This is a genomic window from Haloferula sp. BvORR071 (assembly GCF_000739615.1).
Lineage (GTDB): Bacteria > Verrucomicrobiota > Verrucomicrobiia > Verrucomicrobiales > Akkermansiaceae > Haloferula.
In genome coordinates this window covers 79,195-94,939 of sequence record NZ_BATP01000023.1, presented here as the reverse complement: position 1 = coordinate 94,939, position 15,745 = coordinate 79,195, and the positions used below count along the sequence as shown (strand labels likewise).

20 protein-coding genes are annotated in these 15,745 nt (G+C 63.7%); 10 read left to right on the top strand and 10 right to left on the bottom strand.

Going from position 1 to position 15,745, the window contains the following annotated elements; all coding sequences use genetic code 11:
- Positions 1-24 precede the first annotated feature (24 nt).
- The 7 genes from BV071_RS12280 to folP form a co-directional block, all read right to left on the bottom strand.
- Positions 25-1,710 carry an arylsulfatase gene (locus BV071_RS12280; RefSeq protein ID WP_075090898.1) on the bottom strand — a complete coding sequence of 562 codons (1,686 nt, stop codon included), beginning with the start codon at positions 1,708-1,710 and terminating at the stop codon, positions 25-27.
- 6 nt (positions 1,711-1,716) lie between these two features.
- The gene (locus BV071_RS12275; RefSeq protein ID WP_265594363.1) at positions 1,717-2,871 is read right to left on the bottom strand and encodes a family 43 glycosylhydrolase; all 1,155 of its coding nucleotides are present in this window, start codon (positions 2,869-2,871) and stop codon (positions 1,717-1,719) included.
- A gap of 152 nt (positions 2,872-3,023) precedes the next feature.
- Positions 3,024-3,653 (bottom strand): dethiobiotin synthase, encoded by a 630-nt coding sequence (gene bioD / locus BV071_RS12270; RefSeq protein ID WP_035607170.1) that lies wholly within the window; start codon positions 3,651-3,653, stop codon positions 3,024-3,026.
- 60 nt (positions 3,654-3,713) lie between these two features.
- Positions 3,714-3,839: a hypothetical protein gene (locus BV071_RS35350; protein ID WP_265594362.1), complete on the bottom strand. Its 126-nt coding sequence runs from the start codon at positions 3,837-3,839 to the stop codon at positions 3,714-3,716.
- On the bottom strand, positions 3,799-4,641 hold the full coding sequence (cdaA, locus tag BV071_RS12265) for a diadenylate cyclase CdaA (RefSeq protein WP_035607167.1): 843 nt from the start codon (positions 4,639-4,641) through the stop codon (positions 3,799-3,801). The genes BV071_RS35350 and cdaA overlap by 41 nt, the downstream gene beginning before the upstream one ends.
- A 78-nt stretch (positions 4,642-4,719) precedes the next feature.
- Positions 4,720-4,959: a hypothetical protein gene (locus BV071_RS12260; protein WP_035607164.1), complete on the bottom strand. Its 240-nt coding sequence runs from the start codon at positions 4,957-4,959 to the stop codon at positions 4,720-4,722.
- A 200-nt stretch (positions 4,960-5,159) separates the two neighbouring features.
- Positions 5,160-5,999 (bottom strand): dihydropteroate synthase, encoded by an 840-nt coding sequence (gene folP / locus BV071_RS12255; RefSeq protein ID WP_035607161.1) that lies wholly within the window; start codon positions 5,997-5,999, stop codon positions 5,160-5,162.
- A 135-nt stretch (positions 6,000-6,134) separates the two neighbouring features.
- Between folP and BV071_RS12250 the strand changes: the two genes are divergently transcribed.
- The 5 genes from BV071_RS12250 (at position 6,135) to BV071_RS12230 (ending at position 9,508) form a co-directional block, all read left to right on the top strand.
- Entirely contained in the window at positions 6,135-6,731 is a 597-nt protein-coding gene (locus BV071_RS12250; RefSeq protein ID WP_035607158.1) for a hypothetical protein, read from the top strand.
- Between the two features lie 20 nt (positions 6,732-6,751).
- Positions 6,752-8,041: a hypothetical protein gene (locus BV071_RS12245; RefSeq protein ID WP_035607155.1), complete on the top strand. Its 1,290-nt coding sequence runs from the start codon at positions 6,752-6,754 to the stop codon at positions 8,039-8,041.
- Between the two features lie 7 nt (positions 8,042-8,048).
- A complete protein-coding gene (locus BV071_RS12240) occupies positions 8,049-8,570 on the top strand; it encodes a hypothetical protein (protein ID WP_035607151.1) in 522 nt (173 codons plus the stop codon).
- Between the two features lie 72 nt (positions 8,571-8,642).
- The gene (locus BV071_RS12235) at positions 8,643-9,236 is read left to right on the top strand and encodes a MarC family protein (RefSeq protein WP_035607150.1); all 594 of its coding nucleotides are present in this window, start codon (positions 8,643-8,645) and stop codon (positions 9,234-9,236) included.
- Complete coding sequence (locus BV071_RS12230) at positions 9,233-9,508, top strand: acylphosphatase (protein WP_035607147.1); 276 nt, start codon at positions 9,233-9,235, stop codon at positions 9,506-9,508. Before BV071_RS12235 ends, BV071_RS12230 begins: the two co-directional genes overlap by 4 nt.
- A 22-nt stretch (positions 9,509-9,530) precedes the next feature.
- Here BV071_RS12230 and BV071_RS12225 read toward each other — a convergent pair whose 3' ends face one another.
- Positions 9,531-10,109 carry a hypothetical protein gene (locus BV071_RS12225; protein WP_035607145.1) on the bottom strand — a complete coding sequence of 193 codons (579 nt, stop codon included), beginning with the start codon at positions 10,107-10,109 and terminating at the stop codon, positions 9,531-9,533.
- 72 nt (positions 10,110-10,181) lie between these two features.
- Here BV071_RS12225 and BV071_RS12220 point away from each other — a divergent pair, with 72 nt between their 5' ends.
- Positions 10,182-11,396 carry a hypothetical protein gene (locus BV071_RS12220; RefSeq protein WP_035607142.1) on the top strand — a complete coding sequence of 405 codons (1,215 nt, stop codon included), beginning with the start codon at positions 10,182-10,184 and terminating at the stop codon, positions 11,394-11,396.
- Between the two features lie 62 nt (positions 11,397-11,458).
- A complete protein-coding gene (locus BV071_RS12215; RefSeq protein ID WP_035607139.1) occupies positions 11,459-11,983 on the top strand; it encodes a Rossmann fold nucleotide-binding protein in 525 nt (174 codons plus the stop codon).
- An 8-nt stretch (positions 11,984-11,991) separates the two neighbouring features.
- Here the strand turns inward: BV071_RS12215 and BV071_RS12210 are convergent, their stop codons facing one another.
- On the bottom strand, positions 11,992-12,348 hold the full coding sequence (locus BV071_RS12210; RefSeq protein ID WP_035607136.1) for a hypothetical protein: 357 nt from the start codon (positions 12,346-12,348) through the stop codon (positions 11,992-11,994).
- A 2-nt stretch (positions 12,349-12,350) separates the two neighbouring features.
- Positions 12,351-12,671: a divalent-cation tolerance protein CutA gene (gene cutA, locus BV071_RS12205; protein ID WP_035607133.1), complete on the bottom strand. Its 321-nt coding sequence runs from the start codon at positions 12,669-12,671 to the stop codon at positions 12,351-12,353.
- A gap of 132 nt (positions 12,672-12,803) precedes the next feature.
- On the opposite strand from cutA, the gene BV071_RS12200 reads away from it, so the two are divergent.
- From BV071_RS12200 to BV071_RS12190, 3 genes are read left to right on the top strand one after another with little or no spacing between them, the layout of a single operon-like run.
- Positions 12,804-13,979, top strand: coding sequence for an ATP-binding protein (locus BV071_RS12200; protein WP_035607130.1), 1,176 nt, complete (start codon positions 12,804-12,806; stop codon positions 13,977-13,979).
- A 2-nt stretch (positions 13,980-13,981) separates the two neighbouring features.
- Complete coding sequence (locus BV071_RS12195) at positions 13,982-14,299, top strand: hypothetical protein (RefSeq protein ID WP_035607127.1); 318 nt, start codon at positions 13,982-13,984, stop codon at positions 14,297-14,299.
- A gap of 19 nt (positions 14,300-14,318) precedes the next feature.
- A complete protein-coding gene (locus BV071_RS12190; protein WP_035607123.1) occupies positions 14,319-15,704 on the top strand; it encodes a sigma-54 dependent transcriptional regulator in 1,386 nt (461 codons plus the stop codon).
- Positions 15,705-15,745 lie beyond the last annotated feature (41 nt).

Below are 15,745 nucleotides of genomic sequence, written 5' to 3'. Positions count from 1 at the left end.
AATCTATGACCGTCGGATCCGGTGCTATTCGGATTTTTCGGCGGCTTCCTTCTCTTGATTCTGCTGCTGCTTGCCCTGGCCGCCTTGCTTGCCGGCGGGCGGCGGATTGTTGGGGCGGGGCTTGGGATAGACATGCGCGTGCTCGGCCCAGGCTTCCCACTGGTCGGACATCGCCTTGACCTTGTCCGGCATGTCCTTGGCAAGGTCCTTCAGCTCGGTGCCGTCCTCGCTCATGTGATAGAGCTGCCACTTGTCCTTCTGCAGGCCGCGCGGCATCGAAACACCGCGGCCGACCAATTTCCACTCGCCGTCGCGGATGAAGGCATTGTTCTCGTGTTCGATGAAGAGCGGCTGCTTGCGGCCGAGCGGCTTGCCATCGAAGGCCGGGGTCAGCGGCACGCCTCCTATCGGCAGCACCGGGTGGCCCTTGAACTCCTTCGGATAAGTCGCACCGCTGAGGTCGATCACCGTGGCCATGATGTCGATGATCTGTGCGGGCTCGCGATACCAGTCGCGGCCCGCTTTGATACGCGCGGGCCAGTGGGCGATGAAGGGCGTGTTAGAGCCGCCTTCATGGGCGAAGTGCTTGTAGAGACGGTAGGGCGTGGCGGAGGCATTGGCCCAGACCTTGCCGTAGCGCGGGCTGTCCCACTTGGTGCCGGGGCCGCGGTCCTTCTCGGGGTCGCCCTCGCCCATCAGCGGGCCCTCGGCACAAGCACCGTTGTCGGAGAGGAAAAGGATGAGGGTGTTGTCGAACTTGCCGTTCTTCTTCAGCGTCGCGACGAGATCGCCAACCTTCTGGTCGACGCGATCGATCATTGCGGCGTAGGCGCTCATGCGCCCGGCACTTACTTCCTGTTGCTCCTTTTCGATCGTGTCCCATGCGGGCACTTCCGGATCGCGCGGTGACATCTGCCATGCGGCGGGAATCAGGCCCGACCCGCGCTGGCGGGCGAAGCGCTGCTCGCGCAGATTGTCCCAGCCCATGGTGTATTTGCCCTTGTACTTCGCGAGTTCCTGGTCCGGGGCTTGGTGCGGCCAATGCGGCGCGGTGAAGGCGAGGTAGAGCAGGAAGGGCTTGTCCTTGTCGGCACCGGCGGAATGCTCGTCGATGAACTGCCGCGCGTGATCCGCGAAGGAGTCGGTGGTGTAGAAGGGGCGGTCGGTGGTGCTCTTCGGGTGCGGGTCCGGCGTGTTACCATCGTACATGATCCGCGGGCCTTCCGGGAAAAAGAAGTGGGTGGCTCCGGCGATGCAGCCGTAGTAGCGGTCGAAGCCACGTTGCAAGGGCCAGTCGCCCTGGTCCTTGCCGGCGAGGTGCCACTTGCCGGCCATGAAGGTGGAGTAGCCGGCGCTCTTCGCGACTTGCGCGAGGGTCACGCAGGAGTCGTTGATGTTCCCCACGTAGGCCGGTGGCACATCCTTGTTGCCCGCGCCTTCCTCCTCAGTCATGTGGCCGATGCCGACTTCATGGGGCGCGAGGCCGGTCAGCAGGCTGGCACGGGTCGGGCAGCAGCGGGCGTTGTTGTAAAACTGCGTGAAGCGCAGTCCGTTCTTCGCGAGAGCGGCGATGTTCGGCGTATCGATCTCGCCACCGTAGGGGCTGATGTCGGAGTAGCCCATGTCATCGACCATGATCAGGACGATGTTCGGCTTGTCCGCTGCCATCAGCGGTGCGGCGAGCAGGGTGAGCAGCAGTGCGGCTTTCATGATCGTTCAAAATTTCTGGGCTTCGTCGGGGCCCGGGGTGGCGTAGGCGGGATCGAGGGCGCGAATGAAGACGTCGCCGTCCTTGGTGGTGACTTCCATCGGCACGATGGTCAGGCCGCGTTGGTTGATGGTCTGAGCATCGGCAGAGAGATCGCGCTTCTCAATGCCATCGCGCGACAGCGGGAGCTGGTTGCCATTGAAGAAGGCGGTGCACCACCATTTGCCATCGAGGGCCTGGAAGGGTGTGCCGTGGCCGAGGAAACGACCGGCGAACTTGCGCGGGCCATAGGGTCCGGTGATCTTGTCGGAGCTGCAGTAGTAGAGGTTGTAGGAGCCCTTGCGGCCCTTGTCGGTGGACCACGCGGTGCCGACGTGGACATACTTGTCTCCGACCTTGAGCATGGTCGCACCTTCGTGGCCGATGCGGCTGATCGGCGTGCCCTGCGGTCCGAGGCGGCTGCCGGAAGGGTCGATTCTAACAGGCTCGGCGGTGAAGCTGCTGAAGTCCTTCGCCAGCGGGGCGATCATGGTGTTCTCCCAGAGCATGTACCAGGTCTCGCCATCCTGGAAAAGGGAGGGGTCATGCTTGTTGCCGAGTTTGGGGCCCTTCATCGGATGGGTCCATGGGCCCTTGAGTTCCGTGCCGCTGGTGAAGGCGAGATTCGACTTCGCGGCGGGGCAGTGGACGAGTGCCCAGCGGTCGCCCAGCCAGTGAATTTCCGGGGCCCAGACCAGTTTGCCGGGCTCCTTGCGAATGCTGTCCTGTTTCACCGTGAAGGGCGTGCCGAGCGACTGCCAATCGATGAGGTCCTTGCTGCGCCACACTTGCACCGTGCCGCCGACGATCGAGTTGCTGCCGAGGCCAACGTTGTAGGGATCGCTCTGCTCGCGCGGATCACTGGGATCCGGGGTGGTGCCGGTGAGGTAGTAGAGCTTGTCCGGGCCGACGGTGATGTAGGGATCGCGGATCCAGCCGGTCTTGATGAAGAGCGCACGGTCATGGCTGGCAAGGCCGGCCTCGATCTCCGCTCGTGGCATTACGGTGGGAAGCGGCGCTGCGGGAGGCGAGGGGAACTCCTTGTCGCCGTCAGGACCCGCCTGTTGGGCCATGGCGGGTGACACCATGGCGAGGGCAAGGAGAAGGCAGAGACGCAGCGGCATGCATGGGGGTTTCGCGAACGCGCCAAGTGTGGCGACGAAGGGTGTCATTCGCCCCCATCTTACGCCATTTTGCGGAGCGGCGAGGCCTTCTTGGAAAGCGAAGGCCTTGAGAGATAGGCCCTATAGGTCTTATGGGACCTATGGCGCGTTTCTCAGCGCCCGAGGAACGGCTCCACATCCAGGAAGTCCTGGCCGTGGATGATCTCCGCGAGGATCGGCAGGCCGGTGAGCTGCTCGATGATGCCTTTGTTGGTGATCGAAGCGGTATCCAGCTCGTCGACAAGGTGGTTCATCACCAGGCCGGCGATCGGGAGGCCCTTCGCGCGAATCGATTCGACGGTGAGAATGGTGTGGTTCAGCGCGCCCAGACGATTGCCGACGACGATGATAACCGGCAGGCGGAGGTCCGCGGCGAGGTCCGCCATGTCGTAGCCATCGGCCAAGGGCACGCGCCATCCGCCGGCGCCTTCGACGATGACGGTGTGGTGGGCGGCGGCGAATGCGTGGAACTTGCCAATCAGATCCGCGGTGTCCACCGGACGATTTTCGAGCATACCGGCCACCAGGGGAGCGACCGAGGCCTTGAGCCAGACCGGGTTCACTTCGTCCGGGCTCAGGCCGCCGGAGGCGGCGGCGAGAAGCAGGGCGTCGTCGCGGTCGCCGCAACAGACCGGCTTGAAGCCCGCGGCATCCACGCCCTCGGCGCGGAGGGCTTCCACAAGCAGGCAGGAGAAGCGGGTCTTGCCGACGCCTGTGTCCGTTCCGGTGACGAAGTAACTCACGCCGCAGCCGTGGCGGGCCGCCGGGAGGGGGTCAAGACCAGAGCGATCCGCGGCGCTTGCTTATTGCTCGTCCTCCGGCACCAGGCGCGCCTTCGGCGGGCGGTCGTCGGGATCGTAGTACTGCCCTTCGCGCTTCAGGTAATCCCTAATCAGAAACCAGATCGCGATCGCGAGAAGCAGCGACACGATCTTTGGTATCATGTTCTTTCGGAGCGCCTTTTTCATCCTTGTCGTCGTTGGCGAGGAAGATCTGGGCCATCCGTGCGCGGAACTTCTCCTCGCCGAGATTCCGCTCCAGCACCCCTTCCAGGCAAATGGAAATCGCGCCGGTTTCCTCGCTCACGATCACGGCCACGCAGTCGGTTTCCTCGGTCACGCCGATGGCGGCGCGGTGACGGAGGCCGATCGAGCGGTCGCTGAGTTCCTTCTGGCTGACCGGGAACACACAGGCGGCGGTGGACATCTTCTTGTTCGCGATGACCATCCCGCCGTCATGGAGTGGGGTCTTCGGGAAGAAGACGGTCATCGCCAGCTCTGGCGAGTAGTCGGCATTCAGGGTGACACCGGTTTCCTCGTACGGCCGGAGCGTGATGTCGCGCTCGATGGCGAAGAGCGCGCCGATGCGCTTTTTCGAGAGCGTGACGACCGAGTCCTCGAAGACCTCGAGGAAGTCGAGCTGGCTCTTGTTCGAGAAGGAAAAGAGGCGGCTGCTGCCGAGTTTGGCCAAGGCGTTCCGCAGCTCAGGCTGGAAGATGATCGGCAGCGAGAGGACCAGCAGGATCGCAGTGCGCTGGACCAGCCAGGTGATGATCTGGAAGTCGAAGTAGCTGAGCAGCAGGGTGATGGCGACCAGGATCACCACCAGACCCACCAGGATCCGGGCACCGCGGGTGGCCCGGAAGGCGCGGTAGATCTGGTAGATGGCGATCGCGAGGATCAGGATCTCGATCCCGTCCTTCCAATGATCTGCTAACCACTTCCAGGCCATCGCGCCACGATACTAGCCCGCACCCCAGCGGGCTGTCATTCCCTTTCGACCTCCCGGTGAATTTACCGGGCGGCTGGCTCAATAGCAGCGGTAGGGTCCGTAGTAGGGACCATAATAAGGGCCGTAGTAGCCGTGGTGGTGGTCGTTGTGCTGGCCGATGGCGTAGCCGGCGATCCCCGCGGCGGCGATGCCGACTGCGGCGGCTCCGGGGTCCACGGTCTGGACCGGGCGGCCGTAGGCGTCGTAAGTGGTGACGCAGGAAGAGGCGGCCAGCGTCAGGACAAGGCAGGCCGCAGCTTTGGGAACGAGGGATTTCATGGCTTCCAGTATTCGGAAATAAGACGGAGGCCAATCCGGAATATTCATCCAAGCTCCGCCTTATTTGGAAGCGGGCGGAAGTAAACGTTTAAGAACAGAGCCGGCCGCCGGACCGGGCGTCCGCTGCCGCTGGCCGATTGCAAGATTCTGGTGAGCGCGCTCCGAAATCTTGTCGATCCGGGATCAGGTTGCCTGAGGGGCTAGACCCCATGCAGGATCGCCTCGGCCATGCGCAGGGCCTCGGCGTTGGGTTTCACCTCGTGGACGCGGTGGATCATGGCCCCGGCCTCGCGGGTCCAAGCGGTGATGGCGACCGTCGGCCAAGCGCGGTCGGCCAACTCCGGGCTGCCGAGGACTTTCCCGATGAAGGATTTGCGGGAGACACCCAGTAGCAGCGGCCGCCCGCCCACGCCGAGGCAGGAGAGCTTGCGGAGCAGCGAGAGATTGTGCTCCAAGGATTTGCCGAAGCCGATGCCGGGGTCGAAGCAGATGGTTTCCGGGTTGAGGCCCGCGGCGCTGAGGGTGGCGAGCCGCTCTTCGAAGAAGGCCCGGACCTCCGCGACCACGTCGCTGTAGTGCGGAGCGATCTGCATGGTCCGCGGGTCGCCTTGCATGTGCATGATCACTACGCCGCAGCCGCGGGCGGCGCAGAGAGCGAGCATTTCCGGATCGGCTTGGAGGCCGCTGACGTCGTTGACCACGTCGGCCCCCGCAACGAGGGCGGCCTCGGCGACCGCGGCCTTGGAGGTATCGATCGAGATACAGCCGTCCCATTCCGCGCGAAGGGCGGCGATGACCGGGGTAGTGCGGGCGATTTCCTCGGCGATGCCGACTTCCGCCGCGCCGGGTCGGGTGGATTCGCCGCCCACGTCGATGATTCCCGCGCCCTCCGCAATCATCTGGCGGGCGTGGCTGAGGGCAGCGGAGATCCCGGCGTGCTCTCCTCCGTCCGAGAAGGAGTCCGGGGTGACGTTGAGAATGCCCATGATCAGCCCGTGACGGGAGAGATCAATGCGCGAACGCGAGGTTTTCCACCACATGGCGGGGGGGAATTGGCGGCCTGCCGGGGTGCGGGGCAAGCCTCGACTGGGACCGGATAATACTTCAGGGAATCGTATTAACTGCCTGCAAATGCCAACTTGCCGCGGCGGGAGCGCTTGTCTAGGGTCCGCGCCATGCAATTCAAAACCCTGCTTTTCTCGCTGCTGCTCGCCGGAGTCGCCGCTGCCGGTGTCCCCGGTTTGGAGGTGACGGGCCCTTATTCCAGTATCAAGCGGAACAAGGACGGATCGTATGAGGAATTCTCGCGGCCGCCCGATGAGCGCACGATCACCAAGAAGCTCAAGAGCGCGAACCACACGCTGCTCACGACGACGGTCTACCGCCTGAGTCCGGAGGGCAACCCTCTGACTTGCGACATCTCCGACGGCAAGGGCGTGCGTCTCTTCAAGTCGCGCTACGGCTACGACACCCGCGCCGGCCTGACCTATGGCAAGCTGCTGGAGGAGCAGATGTTTGACGCGCGTATGGTCCGCAAGAAGCCGGGCACGAATGAGGAGATGCCGATCCGGCGCTTCATCTACACCTACGATGCCCGCGGCAATCGCAACGCCCCCATCGCGATCAACCTGATCCCTGGCAAGATGGCGGAGGATGTGTTCGGCGCTGCGCCGTCCGGCCTGCAGTTCAACCCCTTCGACCCGAAGGAAGCTGATCCAACTGCCAAGGGTGGTGGCACTGCCAATCCCAAGGGTCGCGCGGTCGGGAAGTAAGGGCGCTGGTTTTCATTCCAATGCGTCCGCAGACCATTTTGCCGTGCCTGCTCGGCGCGGCGCTTGGCGCGGCGGGATGGATGCAGGGGCTGCATTGGAAATCCGCCGCCGCCACGGCGCCGGATGAAGATGCCGCCGGCCGCATCGTCGCGCTCGAGAACGAGGTCGACCTGCTGCGCCGGGAGAACGAGAGCCTGCGCTCGCTGGCCCAAGGTGGCGGCGAGGTGAAGGTGGAGCCGGAGCTGGTGCAGTTCGTCGAGCAATCGCTCGGGCTGAGCTTCCGCAGCTCGCCGCAGATCCACCGCATCGCCGGAGAGGAACTGGCGGACCGGATTGTCGCGACCATCGAGTCGCGCTACGGACCGCATGGCCTCGATTCCCGCGAGCAGGCCTGGCAGCTCATGGGCTTGCTGGCGGCGGATGACCGCTTCGCACCGCAATTCGCCGCGACCCAGGCGATCGGCGCGCGCTCGTGGTTCGACAGCCAGAGCGGCGAAGGCTGGGTGACGCACCGCTTCGACCCGCAATCGGTGCCGGACCAAGCGGCGCTGGTGCGCAGCCTCGCGCGGATCCTGATTTATCAGAACAACCCGCCCGCGCCCGGGTGGCCGGGGGATGAGGCGGCGAACTCGCGGGAGGCACTGGAGCATGGCACTGCGATCGCGATCGAGAACCGCTTCCTGGCTCGCCAGGCGCTGGCTTCTGGATTCACCGGCTCGCAGGCGGCCGATAGCGGCGCGCGTGAGCTGTTGGATGTCTTGTCCGCTTTTGTGCGCGGGCTGGCGACTTTTCCTTCGTCGCGCGGGCAGGCCAAGGCGGGACGGTTGATTGATCAGAAGAAGATCCTTGAAGGTCTGCATCGGCCGCCGGCGCTGACTGCGAGTTTCTTCGAGGGGCATGAGGACTTGAAGGCCGAGCCACCGGAACTGCCGGCGGCAACAGGTAATGTCCTGTTAGAAGAATCGGCGGGGATGTTAGGTTTGTCGCTGTGGCTGGAGCCGCTGGGCGAGGAGGCGATGAAGCTTGCCGATGCCTGGCGGGGTGACCGCTACCGGCTCTCCGCGACGAGCGACAGTGAGGTTCACTTGATTTGGGAAATCCGCCTCGCCACGCCGGAAGCCGCGGAGGCGCTGCTGAAGTCGGCCTTGTCCGCGGCATCTGCCTTGGCGGGAGCTGCCGAGAATCCGGCAGCGGGAACCATTCTGAATACTCGGGAGGATCGTTTCGTCGTAGTGCACAGATCGGCTCCCGACCGCGTGCGTTTCATCAATGCGGCGACCAAGGAAGCTGCCGCTGCCCTCGCTCCCTGATCGAACCATGTCGTCCGACGATGTTGAAGCCATGAACATCGACCCGCCGCCGCTGCCGCCCGGCTACGTGGTAGAACCGGCGATTGAGACGCCACCGTTACCACCGGGCTATGGCGTGCCGCCCGAGGAGTCACGGCCGAACCGGCGCCGCCGCCGCTTGCGGGTGAAGCTGCCGGTGATCTTCGTCTTCCTCGTGGCCGCTTGGTTGGGCCTCTACTATGGGCCTCTGAGTTACATCGTCTATTTCGCGGATGACCGCGGAATGGTCCCGCCGGAGTTTGTCGCGACTTTGAAAAGCGGTGATCGTCAGAAGCTGGTGATCGTTGAGCGCGGGCAGACCCGGGTGATGCGCTTCCGCTGGGATGAAATCGAGATCACGGACCTCAGCTATCTCGCGGAGACCCATCCATTGAAGGGCGATGGCAAGCCGATCCGGGTGGAGCGCAATACTTCCCGCAAGCTCAAGGACGCGGCCCGCGGCTCGCATTCGATTCCCCAGCATGGCGATCCGGATCCGCGGAATGATTGATCGGAGTGGGCGGTTGAATCGAGACCTTAGCTTCCGCTTGGCATTCGCAGTTTTAAGGCTGAAATCTGCGGTGTGAACCTCCTCGCCCTCGCCGTCACCCTGTTCCTCGTGCTCGACCCCTTCGGGAACGCGGCGATCTTCCATGCGATCCTGGCGAAGGTCCCGACGGAACGGCGGCCGCGGGTGCTGCTGCGGGAGCTGTGCTTCGCGCTGGTGATCCTACTCGGCTTCCTATTCGTGGGGAAATACCTGCTGGGCTTCCTCGGGGTCAAGCAGGCCACGCTGAGCATCTCCGGCGGCATCCTGCTGTTCCTGATCGCGCTGGGGATGGTCTTTCCGACCCGCTCGGTCCTGGGAGAGTCGGCGGATGAAGAGCCCTTCATCGTACCGCTGGCGGTGCCCTTGATGGCGGGGCCCTCCAGCATCGCGCTGATCTTGCTGACCGCCTCGAAGTATCCGCAGGAGATCCCGTCGATCGCGCTGGCGGTGAGCGGGGCTTGGTTGGTTTCGGCGGTGATCTTGTATTTCTCTCCCGCCCTGCTGCGGCTGCTGGGGAGCAAGGGGACCCGCGCCCTGGAGCGCTTGATGGGCCTCTTGCTGATCCTAGTGGCGGTTCAAATGTTCCTTGATGGGGTCGCCAACTACAGCGCATCCTCCGCCCCGTGATTGCCCGACGCGTCATTTTCGAAGGCCGCGTGCAAGGCGTGGGATTCCGCTATACCACCAAGGACCTGGCCAAGGGCTTTGAGGTCTGCGGCACGGTCAAGAACTTGGTCGACGGCACCGTCGAGCTGGAGGTCATGGGCGAGCGTGAGGAGGTGGAGGCTTTCCTAAAGGAGATCGCCGAGGAGTCGCCACTGGCCCACCACATCAAGGGCATGCACGTGAAGAACATCCCGCCGCTGGAAGGGGTGAAGGGGTTCACGATTGAGAGGTGAGTGTGCCTGATAGGCCTCAAAGTCACTTCTGCGGCCATGTCTTCTCCAAGGCGAGATCGGATTGCCCGTCGAACTCGGCCAGGAAGTATTTCTCTTTGAACTGAGCGAGGGATTCGGGCTGGCCGTCCATAGCCAAGACTAAAGCGCCTACGCAAAAGTGGTAGGTGGAGTAGTACCACTTTCCGTCGGAGGCTTTGGCGATGAAGATATCCCAGACCTTCGGGTCTTGTTTGTGGCAGCGCGAGCGGTAAGCAAGCCAGCTTCCGTCGGCGCAGAAGATCACCTTGTCGTTCATCCAGTCGTCATCCGCAGGCTCGGGCGGAGGGTTCTTGGCACCAAGGTCCGCGGTGACGGCGCTGATGATCTCCGTCTTTGCCTCGCGGCGTTCCTTCTTGTGGTAAACATCCTGGTGGCGAAGCGCGATGTAGCCAGCCGCAGCAGCAGCGAGCAGGGCGCCCAAGGAGAGCACGAGGCCATTGCGGCGGAACTTGCGATTACGGACAGGAGCCTCTCGGTTTCCTTCTGCCACGACATTATTGAAGCTGCTTCCGGCGACTTGGCGAGGACGGAACAGGCCATTGGAAGTGGGGCGATCCCACATGCCCCCGTTTTCGGGGACGGGCTTTCGTCCTGGGGAGTGAAAGGAAGTCGGCAGCATGGCCGAACCTTTCGGATGCTCCGAAAGCTCATTCCCGCGCTCCTGCTTTGCGGTCTTCTCCTGCCCGCTCGTGCCCGCGACTACCAGTTTGATGGCTCGATGTCGGAGGAGGTGCTGCGCAGCTACCTCTCGCGTTCGATGACCTTGATGTATCTGCTCACGGGGGGCGGGGATCTCGATGACAATATCCGGATGATGAAGGAGACCGGCGTGAAATTCGCCGGGCGGTCGATTCACAACTGGGGCCGGGAGCAGGGCGGGGAGTCCGCCTTGCCGAGGCGCCTTGAAGAAGCGCGGGCGAAGGTGGCGAAAATCCATGCGGCGGATCCGGAGATCATCCTGCAGGCCTGCATCTTCGAGATCGCCTCGGAGGAGGTGAACAAGCTGGCGGTGCCGGCATGGGCCTTCGAGGCGCTGGGCATGCCGGTGGAACAACGCAACTTCCGCTTCGATGGGATCAAGTACGAGAACGGCAAGGGCATCGACCAATGGGGGAAGGGGACCTGCATCCCGGATGTCAGTCGCCCTGAGACCAAGTTGTTTTTCCACTACCTCGCCGCCTCCTACATCGACATCGGCTGCGAAGCGATCCACTTCGGCCAGACGGAGATCATGAACAGCAATGATCCGGGCAACGCGCATTGGAACGAAGTGCTGGAGCGCACCCGTGCCTATGCGAAGCAGAAGGCCCGCCGCCATTTCGTGGTCTGCGATTCACATGTGCCGAACGGCGGCCTTCTACGCGATGGCAAGCTGCTCTTCGACTTCCACTCCTTCCCGCTGCGGGTCGAAGAAGTGGCAGAGAAGCCTCAGGAAGGTCGTCTGCGCGCGGGCTACAAGGATGCGATCTACGGGCGCAGCAAGGGCGGCGTCACCCCTTCCGGTTGGAGCTGCGCTCACCTGCCCTATCTGGTGGAACTCGACAACTATGGACGTAGTAAGAAGCCTGGCGAGGCAGGGCAGGGCGTCCACTGGGTCTGGGGCTGGGATGAGATCACCTGGTTTTCCCAGCAGCCTGCGGACTACCGAAACCAGTGGCTGCGTGACTCCTGGAAGTGGATCCGAGAGAACGATGCCGAGGGCTATCTCGAAATGCCCGGGATGCGCTGCCTGGCGGGGGCGAAGGACCGGAAGTCCTGGTACACCGTGAACCGCGCTTCCGCGGCGAGCCCCGATGGCTCCGGCCAAGAAGACACGATCCGAGAGATCTGGCAGCAGGATGCCAAGTAACGGTGGTCCAGGCGGAACGAAGGTGGCATTGGCAAGAGCATCGCGCTTGTTAGCTTGCCTTCATGTCTTCCGCACCATCACCCCGCCGTCCTCAAGTCTGCATCCTCGGTAGTGCTGAGCCTGGCTCCAAGGCCTACGGCCTCGCCGCAGCCGCCGGGAACTTGCTTGCCAAGCTCGGCATCACCGTGGTCAGCGGCTGCGGCAGCCCGGCGACCCGTGTTGCCGCGGAGAGCGCGCTCGCGGCGGGCGGAGAGGTGGTGAGCATCATCCCCTCCGACAATATAAAGACCGAGAACTGGCCCTGCACCGTGCTGATCCCCTGCGGCATGGGCGATGCCCGCAACCTGCTGATGGCCCTCTCGGGAGATGCCTGCATTGTCATTGGCGGCCGGGCGGGAACGATTTCCGAGGTCTGCTTGGCCTGGCTCCACCACCGGCCGCTGCTTCCTCTAACAGGTTGCGGCGGTTGGTCGGACCAACTGGAGCAGAACCCACCGGACGAGCGGAAGAATTCACCGATCCTGCCGTGGGATTCCACGGTAGTGCTGCAGGAGCGCTTGCGCGAGCTGGGCTTGATCCGGGGCTGAGTCAGGTCTCAGCCGGGCGGATTCATCTGGGTCATGACCGACCCCGCCAAAGCGTAGGCATAGACCATCAGCCCCACCAATCCCGCGAGCAGCAAGCTTCCGCTGAGGATCGTCCAGCGCTTGGTAAACCATGCATCGCGGTGCCGCTCCAGCCACAGGGTAGTCAGCACCCAAGCGGCAGGAACCAGCATCAGGGCGAGACCCCATTCGCGGACGAAAACCGGCAGCCAGCGCCACTCGGCCTTGGCATCGGGATAGCCATGAGTCTGCAGGACCGCCGCAGTCATGAGCGATCCAGCCACGATCACCATCGCCTGCGCCGCAGCGAAGATCGACTGCATGGCATACTCGCGGACGATGGGCATGACTAGCTGGGCTTTCCGCATGACTCTGCCACCCAGCGGAGATAGGCCTCCGACCCTGCCTGCACCGGCAGCGCCAGGATCTCCGGCACTTCATAGGGATGCAGCTCGTGGATCGCAGCCTCCAGCTCGGCATAGCGCGTGGTCTTGATGATCCCCAGCACCTCGCCGGCTTTCTCGACCTTGCCCTCCCAGCGGTAGAGCGATTCCACGCCCGGCAGGAGATTGACGCAGGCCGCCACTTGCCTTTCCACCAAGGCTGCGCCAATCTGTCGCGCCTGCTCGATGTCGGGGAAGGTGCATAGGACCACCATGGTGTTTTCCATGCAGCATCACTGAACCCCGGACAGCGAAAATGGCACCACGAATCTGACGAATCCCACGAATCTCTCCAGAACCTTCTTATTCGTAAGATTCGCCAGATTCGTGGTGCCTCTCTCTTCCATCCTCTCTGATCTTTGAAACCCGGCTTTCTCGACAAACTCCTCGCCCGCATCGACCGGATCGATCCGGCGGAGGCGCGGCAACTTCTCGACCGCTTGGTGCGGGAGAAGGGCTTCCTGGAGCAGGTTTTCGAGGCCCTGCACGAAGGGGTGATCGTCTTGGATGACGACGGCGAGATTTCCTTCATCAATGGCGCGGCCTGCCGCTTCTTCGGGATCGATCCGGAGACGGCCGTGGGGACTTTGCTCACGGCGCGGATTCCGGGCTTGGACTGGGCCTCGCTGGTGGAGTCCAAGATGGTGGTCTCGCGGGATCTGGAGATCTTCTATCCTGACAACCGCTTCCTGAATTTCTATCTCTCACCGATCCGCCACGAGCACTCGCCGAACGCGGCCTTTGGCTGGGTGATGCTGGTGCGGGACCTGACCACCACTCGCGCGGAAGCCGAGCAGACCCTCGAATCCGAGCGCCTGAATGCCCTGACCTTGCTGGCCGCCGGCGTGGCGCACGAGATCGGGAATCCGCTGAACTCGCTGGACATCCACCTCCAGCTCATGGCCCGCAAGCTGCGCAAGCTGCCGCCGGGCGACCGCGCGCCGCTGGAGGAGAACCTCACCACCGCCAGGAACGAGATCAAGCGCTTGGACACCATCCTGCGGCAGTTCCTGCAGGCGATCCGCCCGACCACGCCGAATCGCGAGCGCTGCGATCTGCCGAAGGTGCTTTCGGATGCGGTGAAGCTACTGGAGCCGGAACTCGCGGCCCGCGGCGTGGCGGTCGAGCTATCACTGGCCTCGGACTTCCCGCTGATGGAGGTGGATGCCGGGCAGTTCCAACAGGTCTTCTACAACCTGCTGCGGAATGCCTTCCAAGCGATCGGCGGGGACAAGGGCGTGATCCGCGTCCAGGCCAAGGCGAATGACTTCGAGGCGACCTTCACCATTGAGGACAATGGCACCGGTATACCGCCGGAGCAGATGGGCTCGCTCTTCGAGCCCTACCGCACCACCAAGCAATCCGGCACCGGCTTGGGCCTGCTGATCGTCCGCCGCGTCGTCCGCGAACACGGCGGCGAGATCGAGATCCAGAGCGAGCCCGGTAGCGGGACGCGGGTCTTGATCCATCTTCCACGCGGGCCTCGCCCCGTGCGGCTGTTAGAGACCCCTCCCAATATCATCGACATCGACTAGAAATGCCGGACGACGAACTTAACACGCCGAACTTGATTTTCCGCTTGGGAGATCGGACGGGGATCTTTCTTCTCGCCCTTTCAGTGTTTCTCTCGGTGGTGAACAGCCTGTTCTTCGCGGTTGCCACCCGGCTTCCAGTCGCGCCGATCTCGCGAGGCGGCTTGGTTCTGAATTCGCTCGCTTTGCTTGCTGCGTGGTTCGCCTTCGCCAGAGGCAAGCGCGCGGGACTCGTCCAACAGCTGGCCGCCGTGGTCCTGCTCTCGGTAGTCCACTACTTTGTCGTCTGCAACGTGTGGGCGGTTGCCCATTTCGGTTTGTGATCTCTATTCCCGCCTCTCCATGACCCCCACGCTTCTTATCGCAGACGACGAAAAGGCCACCCGCGATGGTTTGCGCGCCGCCTTGGACGAAGACTTCGATGTCTATCTGGCGTCCAACAACAAGGAGGCGCTGCAGGTCCTGAAGTCCGAGCCGATCGATTTGTTGCTGACCGACCTGCGGATGGGCGGGGATTCCGGGATGGACCTGCTGAGCGAGGCTCAGAAGCTGGAGCACCAGCCGGTGACGATCATGATGACCGCTTACGGCTCGGTCGATACGGCGGTGGAGGCGATGCGGCGCGGGGCTTACCACTTCGTCACCAAGCCGCTCAATCTCGACGAGGTCGAGATGCTGCTGAAGCGGGCCTTGCGCAGCCGCAAGCTGGAGGTGGAGAACCGTGAGCTGCGCCAGCAGATCGCCGACGCACCGGGGCTGGAGCGTCTGGCCGGGAAGTCGCCGGCAATCCAGCGGGTGATTGAGGTGGTCCGCCAAGTCGCGCCGACCAAGGCCACGGTGCTGATCGAGGGCGAGTCCGGCACCGGCAAGGAGGTGGTGGCGCACGCGATCCACCGCCTGAGCGGTCGTCCGGCGGAGAAGCTGGTGATTGTGCACTGTGCGGCACTGGCTCCGCAGATTTTGGAGAGCGAGCTCTTCGGCCACGAGAAGGGGGCCTTCACCGGGGCGATCCAGCGCCGGATCGGGCGCTTCGAGCAGGCGGACGGCGGAACTCTCTTCCTCGACGAGATCGGCGAGATCGACCCGAGCATCCAGGTGAAGCTGCTGCGCGCCCTGTCCGAGAGGACCATCGAGCGGGTCGGCTCGAATGCGCCCGTGAAGGTGGATGTCCGGCTGGTAGCCGCCACTAACAAGAACCTGGCCGCGATGGTGGCGCGGGGTGATTTCCGGGAAGACCTCTACTTCCGCCTGAATGTGGTGCGGATCGAGATGCCGCCGCTGCGAGCGCGCGCGGAGGACATCGTGATCCTGGCTGGAGCCTTCCTGAAGGAATTCGCTGAGGAGAACGGCCGTCCGGTGAAGCCGTTGAGCGACGCCGCCCTCGCCCGGTTGCGGGCCTATCCTTGGCCGGGGAATGTCCGCGAATTGCGGACTGCCATCGAGCACGGGGTGGTGATGAGCAACGATCCGGTGATCGACCTCCAGCACCTGCCTGGTTCGGTGTTGGGAGATGGGCCCTTGCCGGTGCTTCCCGCTGCGCCCGTGACGGTCCTGCCTGAAGGGAAAATCACCCTTGCCGCTCCCCGGGAATTCAACTTGCATGCGCTCGAAACCAGCGCCATCCGCTCCGCCTTGGCACAAGCCGGAGGCAACCGGACGCGGGCCGCCGAGCTCCTCGGCATCAGCCGCCGAACCCTGCAGCGCAAGCTGAAGGAAGAGGAGGACTGAAGCCCCGCCACGGCACCCCGACCGACCCACATGAGCAGCCC